Origin of the sequence: Acidiferrimicrobium sp. IK (assembly GCF_025499425.1) — a bacterium.
Taxonomy (GTDB): domain Bacteria; phylum Actinomycetota; class Acidimicrobiia; order Acidimicrobiales; family Palsa-688; genus Acidiferrimicrobium.
This window is the reverse complement of record NZ_JAIMCB010000011.1, coordinates 101,744-113,620: the sequence shown is the minus strand read 5'-3', so window position 1 is coordinate 113,620 and position 11,877 is coordinate 101,744. Positions and strand designations below refer to the sequence as shown.

The 11,877-nt window shown below is 72.6% G+C and carries 12 protein-coding genes; 4 read left to right on the top strand and 8 right to left on the bottom strand.

Going from position 1 to position 11,877, the window contains the following annotated elements; translation table 11 throughout:
• The first annotated feature begins 6 nt into the window (after positions 1 to 6).
• Positions 7 to 687, top strand: coding sequence for a winged helix-turn-helix domain-containing protein (locus tag K6U06_RS17840; RefSeq protein WP_262323312.1), 681 nt, complete (start codon positions 7 to 9; stop codon positions 685 to 687).
• Positions 688 to 750: 63 nt separating this feature from the next.
• Here K6U06_RS17840 and K6U06_RS17835 read toward each other — a convergent pair whose 3' ends face one another.
• Genes K6U06_RS17835 through erpA form a run of 4 tightly spaced genes read right to left on the bottom strand, consistent with a single transcriptional unit; the run spans position 751 to position 3,336 of the window.
• Positions 751 to 909 (bottom strand): hypothetical protein, encoded by a 159-nt coding sequence (locus K6U06_RS17835; protein ID WP_262323311.1) that lies wholly within the window; start codon positions 907 to 909, stop codon positions 751 to 753.
• A 57-nt stretch (positions 910 to 966) separates the two neighbouring features.
• Entirely contained in the window at positions 967 to 1,323 is a 357-nt protein-coding gene (locus K6U06_RS17830; protein ID WP_262323310.1) for a RidA family protein, read from the bottom strand.
• The gene (locus tag K6U06_RS17825) at positions 1,320 to 2,936 is read right to left on the bottom strand and encodes a (2Fe-2S)-binding protein (protein ID WP_262323356.1); all 1,617 of its coding nucleotides are present in this window, start codon (positions 2,934 to 2,936) and stop codon (positions 1,320 to 1,322) included. The genes K6U06_RS17830 and K6U06_RS17825 overlap by 4 nt, the downstream gene beginning before the upstream one ends.
• Positions 2,937 to 2,943: 7 nt before the next feature.
• Positions 2,944 to 3,336 carry an iron-sulfur cluster insertion protein ErpA gene (gene erpA, locus K6U06_RS17820; RefSeq protein ID WP_410051078.1) on the bottom strand — a complete coding sequence of 131 codons (393 nt, stop codon included), beginning with the start codon at positions 3,334 to 3,336 and terminating at the stop codon, positions 2,944 to 2,946.
• 85 nt (positions 3,337 to 3,421) lie between these two features.
• Here erpA and K6U06_RS17815 point away from each other — a divergent pair, with 85 nt between their 5' ends.
• A complete protein-coding gene (locus tag K6U06_RS17815; RefSeq protein ID WP_262323308.1) occupies positions 3,422 to 4,591 on the top strand; it encodes an Mrp/NBP35 family ATP-binding protein in 1,170 nt (389 codons plus the stop codon).
• Positions 4,592 to 4,686: 95 nt separating this feature from the next.
• Positions 4,687 to 6,303, top strand: coding sequence for a putative bifunctional diguanylate cyclase/phosphodiesterase (locus tag K6U06_RS17810; protein WP_262323307.1), 1,617 nt, complete (start codon positions 4,687 to 4,689; stop codon positions 6,301 to 6,303).
• 78 nt (positions 6,304 to 6,381) lie between these two features.
• On the opposite strand, the gene K6U06_RS17805 is transcribed toward K6U06_RS17810, so the two are convergent.
• Both K6U06_RS17805 and K6U06_RS17800 read right to left on the bottom strand, forming a co-directional pair.
• Complete coding sequence (locus K6U06_RS17805; RefSeq protein WP_262323306.1) at positions 6,382 to 7,347, bottom strand: MBL fold metallo-hydrolase; 966 nt, start codon at positions 7,345 to 7,347, stop codon at positions 6,382 to 6,384.
• The gene (locus tag K6U06_RS17800) at positions 7,344 to 7,880 is read right to left on the bottom strand and encodes an FxsA family protein (protein ID WP_262323305.1); all 537 of its coding nucleotides are present in this window, start codon (positions 7,878 to 7,880) and stop codon (positions 7,344 to 7,346) included. The genes K6U06_RS17805 and K6U06_RS17800 overlap by 4 nt, the downstream gene beginning before the upstream one ends.
• 150 nt (positions 7,881 to 8,030) lie before the next feature.
• Here K6U06_RS17800 and K6U06_RS17795 point away from each other — a divergent pair, with 150 nt between their 5' ends.
• Entirely contained in the window at positions 8,031 to 9,035 is a 1,005-nt protein-coding gene (locus K6U06_RS17795; protein WP_262323304.1) for a serine protease, read from the top strand.
• A 44-nt stretch (positions 9,036 to 9,079) separates the two neighbouring features.
• On the opposite strand, the gene K6U06_RS17790 is transcribed toward K6U06_RS17795, so the two are convergent.
• Both K6U06_RS17790 and K6U06_RS17785 read right to left on the bottom strand, forming a co-directional pair.
• Entirely contained in the window at positions 9,080 to 11,452 is a 2,373-nt protein-coding gene (locus K6U06_RS17790) for a transglycosylase domain-containing protein (protein ID WP_262323303.1), read from the bottom strand.
• A gap of 41 nt (positions 11,453 to 11,493) precedes the next feature.
• Positions 11,494 to 11,841: a Rieske (2Fe-2S) protein gene (locus tag K6U06_RS17785; RefSeq protein ID WP_262323302.1), complete on the bottom strand. Its 348-nt coding sequence runs from the start codon at positions 11,839 to 11,841 to the stop codon at positions 11,494 to 11,496.
• Positions 11,842 to 11,877: the final 36 nt, after the last annotated feature.

Genomic DNA, 11,877 nt, shown 5'->3' with positions numbered 1-11,877 from the left:
CCGCACGTGGAACCGCTGCTGATCTACCCAGATCCCGCCCCCCCGGCGCTGGCCCAGGCACTGGATCTGGCCGGGTACCCGTGGAAAGCGATCGGTTCGGCTGACGCGGCCGACCGCAGCGAGCCCGAGGACGGCTGGGCCGGCGCCATCGTCTGCGCGGATGTCGACGCGGACGGCGCTTTCGCCCTGTGCCGGTCCCTGCGCAAGCGTGACTTGCCGTTTGCGCCGCTGCTGCTGCTCGTCGGGGGCTCCCAGCTGCCGGAGCTGGAGCTGCGCGAGGACCTCTTCGACGACTTCTGCCTCTCACCGTTCCATCCAAAAGAGCTCGAGGCCCGAATCGCCCACCTCTTCTGGCGGACCGGGCGGGGCACCAGACCGGAGCTGGTCGAGTACGGGACCCTCGTCCTCAACCTGGAGACGTACCAGGCGGCGGTCAACGGCAAGCCGCTCGACCTCACCTACATGGAATACGAGCTGCTCAAATTCTTGGCCACCCACCCAGGCAAGGTGTTCACCAGGGAGACGCTGCTCAGCCGGGTGTGGGGCTACGAGTACTACGGCGGGGCCCGGACCGTCGACGTGCACATCCGCCGCCTGCGAGCCAAGCTCGGCGAGGAGCACGCCAACTTGATCTCGACGGTCCGCTCCGTCGGGTACCGCTTCGGTCAGTCCCGCTGGGGGCTGTAACCCAAACGCCGTCGGCGCGAAGGATCGGGGCCTAGCCGGCCCAAGCAGGCAGGCCCCGGGATGTCAGATGTTGGTGGCGATGAGTTCGCTGCCCTCATGGGTGACCTCGGCGTGGTCGGTGAGCACCACGCTGGCCCCCGCGGCGAGAACGCCGAGCGTCGCCCAGAACAGCACGGGCAAGACGACGACGAGGCCGATGGCGATGAGGATGGCACCGATCACGAGTGCGTTTCTACCCCTCCGGCGACGGTGGGCACCACTCGCCGGACCCGGCGCCTTTCACGCGACGGTGGGTAGATGAGCCCAGGCTTCGATCTCGACGAGCGCCCCGAGGGGCAGCCCGGCGACGGCCACCGCAGACCGGGCTGGGCGGTGCTCGTCGAAGGCCTCGACGTACGCGTCGTTCATCTCGCCGTAATCGGCCATGTCGGTGAGGAAGACCGTCGTCTTGGCCACGTCCGCCAGCCCTGCCCCCTGGGTCGCGAGGAGGGCGGCCAGGTTGTCGATGGCCACGGTTAGCTGGGCGGCGGCGCCACCGGCGACCAGCGCGCCGTCGCGCAGGCCGAGCTGCCCGGAGCAGATCAGCCAGTCGCCGGCGCGCACGACGGGGCTGTAGGGACCAACTGGTGTGCTCATCGGGGTGCTCCTCTCGAGGTGGGCCACGCCGGCGGCAGGCCCAGGGCGATCCATGTTGCGGCGGCCACCGCAGCGAAGGTGGCGTCAGAGACTGCCACGGCGGGGGCGCCGGCCGGGGCCTGCGCCAAGTGGACGGCGACCGGCGGCGTGTCCCGGGCCCGCAGGATGCCCCAGGAGCGGATGGTCAGGTCCTCGGGTACGCCGTCGTCGTCGACCGCCAGGCCTTCTGTGGTCACCCAGCCGAGCGCCATGTGGGCGGCGCCGGTTACGTAGCTGCGCAGCACCACCTCGTCGAGCGCCGCTCCGGCGAAGACCGTCACCTCCACCGCGGTGGCCAGGCCTTCGGGGTTGACGGTGACGGTCGCCTCGGCGGTGCCGCCGGCGGGGGCGCTGACCGTGGCCGTCGCGCGGCCGGCGGGCGGCGGGCCGTCGCGCATGGCCCGTAGGCCGGCCAAGAGCACCGCGGCCTCGGCCCAGCCCGCGGCCCGCACCTGTGCGGATGTCGGCGGGCCGATAACGTCGACCTCTTGGACGACCAGGCCGGGGCCAGCGGAGGCCACCGCCTCGGCGATGCCGGGGGTGCGGGCCACGCGCAGCACGCCGGTCCCGTCGGCGCGGACGCCGGCCGCCACGGGCGGGCGCTTGGCCCCCAGGCGGACCACGTCCTCGCGGGAGAGCACAGCGAGCACCGTCGCGCCGTGACGGTCGGCCAGCATCCGCGCCGCGGCCGGGGCCGGGGAGTCGGACTTGGCGCCGAAGGCCCCTCCGTTGGCCAGCGGTGACGACGGCTCGCCGCCGGGCTCGCACCACGACGCGTCGGGCTCCAGGTAGCCGGGCTCGACCCACGAGGTCGCCAGGGTCAGGGCCCATTCCCCCGCCGGCACTTCGATCGGGGGGTGGACGCGCTGCCCGCTGCGCCTGCCCTGCACCTTGCCGACGAGGGCCCGCGCCGCTTGGAGGGTGGCGGCCACCGCCCAGTCGCCGGCGCCGTCGGGCACCGCCACCAACGCGCCTCGGGGGGCGGTGTCGGCGGAGAACCCGCCCCTCCCGAGCACCACATCAGCGCCGACTTGCTGGGCGACCCCGCCCTCCATAGCGGCGCGTCGCTCTGCTCCGTCAACCACAGCGGTCGGCGCTGGCGAGCCGGGCCCCGGGGCGGCTGGCGACCGGCTCGGGTCGAGAGCGGCTACTCCGGCGTCGACCACGGTGCGCCATCCCGTGCACCGGCACAGGTGCGCGAGCAGCGATGCCTCCACCGCGACGACGTCCGCTCCGTCCTCGTGGGCGGCGAGACGGCACAGAATCCCGGGGGTGCAAAAACCGCACTGGCTGGCGCCGTGAGCGACGAACGCGTCGACGAGCGCGTCCCGCCGCCCGGCGGGCAGGCCGTCGACGGTGGTCACGGAGCGACCCGCGACCCGCCGCAGCGGCGTCACGCACGCCACCCGCGGCTTCCCGTCGACTAGGACGGTGCAGCAACCGCACTGGCCCTGCGGGCTGCACCCGTCCTTGACGGAGGTCACGCCCAGCTGATCCCGGAGCGCGTCTAGCAGCGACCCTCCGGTGTCGTCGAGGTCGACGGCGACGCCGTCGACGGTGAGAGCTACCGTCAGGTGAGGATCAGCTGAAGGACTGGCCGCAACCGCAGGTGCGGGTCGCGTTGGGGTTGTTGATGCTGAAGCCGGCGTCGGTCAGGCCGTCCTTGAAGTCCAAGGTGGCCCCCACCAGCAGGCTGGCGCTGGCCGGGTCGACTACGACCTTGACGTCGCCGAAGCTCTGCAGCACGTCGTCGTCGGCCACGTCGGTGTCGAAGAACATCTCGTAGGAGAAGCCGGAGCACCCGCCGGGGCGCACGGCCACCCGGAGGGCCAGGTCCGGGTTGCCCTCCTGGCGGATGAGCTCACCGACCTTGGCAGCAGCCGTGTCGGTGAGGACGATGGCGTCGGTCGGGGTTGCGTCGGTCTGAATGCTCACCGGGGGCCTCCTCTGGGCAGCCTGCGACGTCCTCGACATTGCTCAAGCCGGGAACGTCTGAGATGCGGGGAACGTCTGGGTTGCAACAGTACCGGAGGTCGACGACCGACCGTACACTCGGGTGGTGGCACCCTCAGCCGAAGCCGTACGTGGGGCGATGCTCGGGGTGATCGACCCCGAGCTGGGCGACAACGTCGTCGACCTCGGCATGTACCTCGGTTCCGATATCAGCGACGACGGTCAGGTCACCGTTCGCGTCGCGCTGACGACCGCCGCGTGCCCGCTTCGCTCCCAGATCCAGTCCGACGTCCAAGGCCGGGTCGGGTCCCTCCCCGGCGTCACCGAGGTGCGGGTCGCGACCAGCGAGATGTCCCGGGAGCAGAAGCGGGACCTGATGGCCCGGGCCCGCTGGAAGGCGCGTGAAGACGCACCGGCCATCGAGATCCCCGGACGCACCCGCGTCCTGGCCGTCTCATCGGGCAAGGGAGGCGTCGGGAAGTCCTCGGTGACGGTCAACCTGGCCGCCGGCCTGGCCCGGCGAGGGTTCACGGTGGGGCTGCTCGACGCGGACATCGCCGGGTTCTCGGTGCCGCGGATGCTCGGCATGGAAGGCCGGCTCGACGCCGTCGCGGCCTCCGGCGGGGGACGCCCCCGGATCCAGCCGATGGTCAAGCAGGTCGGCGGCGGCCAGCTGAAGGTGCTGTCGATGGGGTTCCTCTCCGGCGAGGACGAGGCGGTCATGTGGCGGGGGCTGATGCTCAACCGAGCGGTCCAGCACTTCATCGAGGACGGCGAGTGGGGCGACCTCGACTACCTGCTGGTCGACATGCCGCCCGGCACCGGTGACGTCCAGATGGGCCTGGCCCGGATGCTGCCGCGAGCGGAGATGCTGATCGTCACCACGCCCGCCCTCGGCGCCCAGAAGGTCGCGTCCCGGGCGGCGGACATGGCCCGCAAGGGATACCTGCGCGTCGCCGGGGTCATAGAGAACATGAGCGGCTTCACCGATCCGCACGGGGACCACCACGCCTTGTTCGGGTCCGGTGGTGGCGCCCGCCTGGCGGACGAGATCGGGGTGCCGCTGCTCGCCAAGCTGCCGATCGAGCCCGAGGTGTCGTCGGGCGGGGACCGGGGGGAGCCGGCTGCGCTCGGGTCCGGTCCCGCCGCCCGGGCCTTCGCCGAGCTGGTCGACGCGGTACTCAAGGTGGCGCCGGTCGTCGAGATGCGCGACTGCACCGCCCGCCTCCTCGACACCGTGGAGCAGGCCCTCGGCCCCAAGCCGGCGCAGGTCTGAGCCGGGCGGGTCCCCGTCGTGCTTTTCCTTGCTTTCCGGGTCCAGCACGCAGGTACTCAAACGTGCCACTCCCCACGCCGAGACCAGTAGATGCCGTGACCAATACTTCCCCCTCCGCCCCCGCCTCGTTCCTCGCGGCCGTCTTGGCGCACAGCCGGGAGGCCATCGTCGTTTCCGACCAGCAGGGCAACGTCCGCTGGTCCAGCCCGCACGCGTCGGTCCTGGTCCAGGGGCGCCCGTTCGACGCGGTGCACCCCGACGACCGCCGGCAGCTGGCGGGCGCGTACCGCCAGCTGGCGTCGCAGCCGGGAGGCACCGCCGAACTGCTGTGCCGGATCAGCGACGGGGCCGACGGCTGGAGGGTGAGCGAGGTGGTCATCGCCAACCGGCTCGACGACCCGGAGGTCGCGGGCTGGGTCACGGTGGCCCGAGACGCCTTCTCCGACGCGGCGTCCAACGCCCGGCTCCTCCACCGGGCGACCCACGACAGCCTGACCGAGCTGCCCAACCGGGCGGCGCTGCTCCGCCACCTCGAGAACCACAACGACGACCGGATCGCGGTGCTCTTCGTCGACCTGGACGGCTTCAAGGCGGTCAACGACAACCTCGGGCACGCGGCGGGCGACAAGCTCCTCGTGGCCACCGCCGAACGCTTGAGGCGCGCCGTCCGGCCCGGGGACACCGTCGGTCGGCTGGGCGGTGACGAGTTCGTGGTGGTCGCCAGCGGGGTGGAGCGCGCCAGCGACGCCATGGAGATCGCCAACCGGGTCCGCGCCGCGATCTCCCGCCCCCTCCCCCTCGCCGGGAGGATCGTCCGGCTGAGCGCCAGCATCGGCATCGCGATCGGGTCGGAGGCCCGGACCAGCGCTCTGCTCGCCGACGCCGACGCCGCCATGTACCGCGCCAAACAGGCCGGTCGTGACCGCTGCGAGCTGTTCGAGACCGGCATGGCCGACGCGGCCCGGGTCGCGTCGGAGACGGTGCTGCGCGCCGCGCTCGACAACGACGGGCTGGCCGTGGTGTTCCAGCCGATCACCGACCTGCACACCGCAGCGATGGTGGCCGCCGAGGCCCGCCTCCGCCTGCGGGGGGACGAGGGCGACTTGCTGGCGCCGGCCCCGTTCGTGGACCTGGCCGAGCGCAGCGGGCTGATCGTGTCGGTCGGGGCCGGCTTGCTCGACCAGGCCTGCGCCGACGCCTGCCGGTGGACTGGGGCGGTCGGTCAGGTGTGGGTCGGGTTGTCGGCCCGCCAGCTGGCCGAATGCCGGCTGGCCGGTCTGGTCGAGTCGGCGCTGGTGCACCACGAGCTGGCGCCCGACCGCCTGGTCCTCGAGGTCGAGGAGCGGGTGCTGGCCGCGGCCGGCGAAGACGCCTGGCGCAACCTGGCCGACATCAAAGACCTCGGCGTGGGGCTCTGCGTCGACGACTTCGGCAGCGGCGGCGCCAGCCTCGCCTACCTGCGCCGGGCCCGGGTCGACATCATCAAGCTCGACGGGGCGTTCGTGGCCGGGCTGGGCCACGACGGCGGCGACACCGAGGTGGTCCGGGCCTTCATCGGCCTCGGGGAGGCCCTCGGCTTGACCACCGCGGCCAAGGGCATCGAGAACGCCACCCAGGCCGAGCTGCTCGCCGAGCTCGGCTGCCAGCTCGGGCAGGGCTTCCACCTGGGCCGCCCGGTGCTCGCCGACGAGCTGCTCGCCGGCGCCAGTTAACCCGCCGGCGATCCGCGCCGGGCTGCCGCCGCGCTCGCATTCCGGGCCGTTGTGGCCTCCTCGCGGGGGCCGGCCTCGCTAGGGGCCTACCGCGGCCCTCCACGGCGCGCCGACGTCGTCGGGGTCGTCGCCGCGCACCGCGCCTTCGGCGCCGAGCTTGCGCAGATGGGCCCACACCGAATAGCGGGCGACGGGGTGGAGCGCCGAAGGCACCTCCGCGTAGAGCAGCGCGACCAGCGCCTCCGCGGTGGTCCCGGCACCGCCGGCTGCCAGCACGCCGTCGAGCACCTGACGCTCCCGGCTGCGACGGTGGGTCAGATATTCGTCCAGCGCCGCCGCTGGATCGTCGATCATGTCGCCGTGCCCGGGGGCGATGCGGGTGGGGCGCCGGGACCGGATCCGCTCGAGGGACTCCATGTAGTCGGCCATGTCGCCGTCCGGAGGGGCGATGACGACCGTCGAACCGGACATCACGTGGTCGCCGGAGAACAGCAGCCCGCTGCCGGCCAGCTCGACGCAGAGGTGGTTGGAGCAGTGGCCGGGGGTGTGCACCGCCACCAGGTCGGCGGCGCCGACCCGCAGCCGGTCACCGTCGCCCAGCCGACGGTCGGGGGAGAAGTCCAGGTCGTGGGCGTCGGCCGGCGAGTGGGCCGCCGCCTCCCCCGCCCCGCCAGCCGGCGGGATCGGCGGGTGGTGGTGGGCTGGTAGCGCGGGGGCCGGGCCGAAGCCGACCACCTGGGCGCCGGTCGCCTCCCGCAGCCGGCGGGCCAGCGGGGAGTGGTCGACGTGGGTGTGGGTGGCTATGACGTAGCGGAGACGGTCGCCGACCGCCTCCAAGATGGCCACCAGATGGGCGTCGTCGTCGGGTCCCGGGTCGATGAGCGCGACCGGCCCGTCGCCGAGCAGGTAGGTGTTGGTGCCGGGCCCGGTCATCAGGCCCGGGTTGGGGGCGAGGATCCGCCGCACCCCCGGTGCTACCTCCTCGACCACCCCGACGGCCCGTTGTGAGCGGGCCGCTTCGCCGCTGGGAGCGGGCCCGGTCATCGCCCCTCCGGGCCGGGGATCTCGGGAGGTTCGCGGTCCGGGTCGGCCTGGGTCGGGGCGTCGGGCGCGCCGGCCGGGGGTCGGTGGCTGGCCGCGTCGACCACTCCTCCGGGACCTCCGCCGAACCAGCGGCTGGGGCGGCCGCGCGCCGAGGGGCCCTCCGGGCCGCCGAAACGGAACAGGAGCGAGTCGGCCGCCCGGCGCGACGCCCGCCGGCGGACCACCGCCCGCACCGGGGGGAGCAGCAGGAGGATGCCAATCGCGTCGGTGATGAAGCCGGGCACGCAGATCAGCAGCCCGGCGGCGAGCAGCAAGACCCCGTCGAGGACCTCCCGGTCGGGGGCACCGCCGAGCGCCAGGCGTTCCTGCGCCCGGCGCCACACCCCGAACCCGGCCCGGCGGACCAGCCACGGACCGCAGAGCGAAACGACGATCAACAGGCCGACCGCCTGGAACACGCCGATGCGGTCGGCGACGGCCACCAGCGCGGCGATCTCGGCCACCACCAGCAGCAGAAAGCCGAACAGGACCACGACCTCGACGCTATCCCCATGCCACCGGCTCGGCGGGCCCACCACGCCGGGATACCCGACCGGCGGTGGTCGATGAGCTCGGCGCGACGGCGCAACAGCCGCGAGCGGTGCCGGGAGCGGGACGGAACGCACGGGTACGGTTGTCCCGGAATGGCACGCCGCGGGGACCAGCACGACAACGACCTCGAGGGGCCGGCCACCCGGCGGGTGCCCGCGGTCGACCTCCTCGGGACCGAGCCCGCCGACGGCGCCGGGCCCGACCCGGGCCGGCACAGCCCGCTGCGCTACCGGGTGCTGCCTCGCAGCCTCCTCGGGCTCACCGCCCTCATCCTGTCGTTCGCGATCGGCGCCGGGCTTTCGGGCGTGGTCCTCTACTCCTACTACCAGTACAAGCTCAACCAGACCAACGACCGGGTGAACACGGTGATCACCGGCTACAAGAAGCAGTTCGCCAACGCCGAAGGCGATCTGCAGGCGTCAGCGGCGGCCGCCAAGGCCGACATCCAGGCCCAGCTCGGCCCGATCCAGGCTTTGGAGGCCAGCCCGGCGACCCTGGCCAAGCTGGCCAAGCAGCTGGCGCCGTCGTTGTTTTTCGTTCACACCCTCGACGCCAACGGCCAGGCTTCGGTGGGAACCGCGTTCGTCGTCTCCTCCAACTCGACGCAGTCGCTGCTGTTGACCTCCTACACCACCGTTGCGGCCGCGACCCGCAGCCCGGCGCCGCCGGTCTACGTGCAGCGGGGGCAGACCAGCACGGCGGTGCACGTCCGGACGTGGGACCAGACCTACGACCTGGCGCTCATCGTGTTGCCGCAGGGGAACCTTCCCGTCATCAGCGCGGCGCCTTCGACACCCGCGCCGGAGGTCGGGGAGCGGGTGTACGCAGTGTCCGGTCTGGGTTCGGCGGGCGCCGCGCTGAGCCAGGGGCTCATCACCGACGTGTCGGCCGACGGCGTCGAGCACGACGCCCCCCTTGGCGCCGCATACCAGGGCGGCCCGCTGGTCAACGACGCCGGGCAGGTCATCGCCGTCGGGTCGCGAAGCTACGCCCCGCTCGGGTTCAGTACCGACTCGGTCTGGTACGCGCCTTACGTGCAGGCTGCGTGCAACAAGGTTCTCAGCTGCCCGGGCGGCAACCTGTCGGGAAGCCAGTAGCCGCCGGCCGGCCGGGGTGGGGCAGGCCGCTTCCCGGGTCGGGCTTAGGGCGGAGCCCCGAGACCGAGGACGCCTGGCACGGTGGTGGTCGTCGTGGCGCCGGGCACGGTGGTGGTGGGACCGGGCTGGGACGGCACGGTGGTGGTGGTGGTGGTCGGCGAGCCCGCCCCGGGTATGGGGGCCGGGTTCGCCGGAGCCACGGCCACCGGGGCGGATGGGTCGAGGACGTAGGGCCCTCCGGTGGGGGTCCGAGGCGGGTAGCTGGGGGCGCCGGGCTGGACCTTGGGTTTGGGCGCGCTGCCCGTAGGCCCGAGCGCGCCGGCGGCGGTCGGCGTCACGATCGGGGCTGGCTGGTTGAACGGGGTGACGGGGACCCCTGCGAGCGCCTGGTTCATGAAGGACTGCCACGTCGCGGCCGGCCACGTGCCACCGACCACCGGGTTGACGCCCTTGACCGTGCCGAGCCCGGCGTTGGGGTTGTCGTCGCGGCCCATCCACACCGACGTCGACAACGTCGGTGTGTAACCGGTGAACCAGGCGTTGGACTCGTTGGAGGTGGTCCCGGTCTTGCCCGCGGCGGGGCGGCCCAGGCCGTGACCGTAGGCGGTGCCCCCCGGGAGGAGGACACCCTGCAACACGTTGGTCACGTTGTCGGCCACGTTGGCTGGCATGACCGTCGTGGTCTTCGGCGGGTGGGCGATGTTGTTCAACAGGACTTTGCCGTTGGCGTCGACGATCTCGAGGATCGGGGTGGGGGCGGCCCGCTGCCCGTGGTCGTCGAACACCCCGTACGCCGACGCCATGTCGAGCGGCGCCACGTCCTGCTCGCCCAGCGCGTAGGTCTCGCAGTGCGGGAACTCGGCGCTCGAGAAGTAGGCGGAGTCCACGCCCAGGGCCTTGGCGGTCTTGGCCACGTTGACGCAGCCGACCTGCGGCGCCAGCTGCGCGTACACGGTGTTGACCGACGCGGCCATCGCCGCGGCCAGCGTCAGGGTGCCGCCGCCTTCGCCGTCGACGTCGTTGTGGACCTGGCAGTCGGACGCCGGGTGGCCGGGTGCGACGACGCAGCCGGGGATCTGGAGGATCACCGGGGCGCTGTAGGCGGCGGTGGGTTGGATGCCCTGCTCGAACGCGGCGGCCAGCACGAACGGCTTCCACGACGACCCCGGCTGGTGGCCGGGGCTGCCGGCGTTGTCGACCGAGTTGCCGTCCCAGCACGCCGCGGTCGGGTTGGCCCCGGCCTTGGCCGCGGCGCTGATCAGCGGCGTGTTGTCGCATGCGCTGATGGCCAGGTTGTCGAGGCGGTACTTCGAGCCGGCCACCCCGAAGTTACGCCCACCGACGAGGGCTTCGACGAACCCGGTCTGTGGTTCGACAGACGCCAGCGCCATGTCCACGTTGGGCGCCGTGCCGGCCAGCGTGTACCCGACGGAGGCGACGGCGTCGTCCTCCAGTTTGGGGTCGAGGGTGGTCTGGATACGCAGGCCGTCGGAGTAAATCTGCTTGAGGGTGTAGCCGTCGGCCAGCAGCCACCGCTGCACGTAGTCGACGAACACGGGGTACTTGCTCGGGGGCGGGGTCGGCGTGTACACGACCGTCGCCCCGGCGGGAGGCGCCGCTCCATTGGCCGGCGCGCCAGCCAGGTGCTCGCCCATCGCGGTGCCGTACTGGTCCTGGCTCAGGTACCCCTGTTGCAGCATCTTGCCGAGCACCAGCTGCCGGTACTTCTCGGCGGCGGCGATGTCGGTGGTCGGAGCGCGGCTGGAAGGAGCGGGGATCAGGCCGGCCAGGGTGGCGGCCTGCGACGCGTCGAGCTGGCTGACCGGGACGTGGAAGTAGTCCTCAGCGGCAGCCCCGACCCCGTAGTTGCCGTCACCGAAGTACACCAAGGTCAGGTACCGGTAGAGGATCTCGTCTTTGCTGGCCTGACGGTCGAGCTGACTGGCAAGGATGGCCTCCCGGACCTTGCGCACGATGTTGCGCTGCGCGCCGACGTAGGCCAGCTTCACGTACTGCTGGGTGATGGTGGAGCCGCCCTGCACCGCCCGCTGGTTGCGGATGTCGGCGACGAGGGCCCGCAGCGTGCCGCGCAGGTCGACCCCGCCGTGGTGGTAGAAGTTGCGGTCCTCGTCGGAGATGACCGCTTCCTTCAAGATCGGCGGGATCTCGGCCTCGGTGACGGGGAGGTTCTGGTCGTACTGCTGGAAGGTGGCGATCACCCCGCCGTTGCGGTCGTAGACGACCGTCGGTTCGGCCAGCGCCTTGGTGGCGGGGATGGGAATGGTGGCGGGCAGCGGCAGCAGGATCAGGCCGGCGAGGACGGTGGCGACCACCGTGACCGGGACGCCGACGACGGTCACCCCCGCCAGGAACAGCGAAGAGAAGACGATCCTGATGATCCGTCGCAGAAGCCGCATCCCGGGCAGCAGCTTCGCGCGCGCCGCCCGCCGTAGAGGAGTCAGCGCTCGCCGGGCAGCTCCACCCACACGTCGCCGTCCTCGACCCGGACCGGGTAGCTGTGCAGGCCCCGGCGGTGCCCGAAGGCGGTGAGATGGTCGCCCGTGGTCAGGTCGTAGCGCCATCCGTGCCACGGGCAGGTGACGCAGTCGCCCTCTACCAGGCCGTCGTCGAGGGGCGCTCCGGTGTGACGGCAGACGTTGTCCACGGCCCGCAGCCCGCTGCGGGCCCGGAACACCGCGATGTAGACGCCGGCCACGACGACGGGCCAGCCCCGCTCGGCGGGCACGTCGCTCTCCCGGCAGGCGCGCTGCCACGTCACCGGTCCCAGGGCCTCCCGCGGGTGCACAGCGGCTCCGACATGCCACATTCGTAACAGGATCCG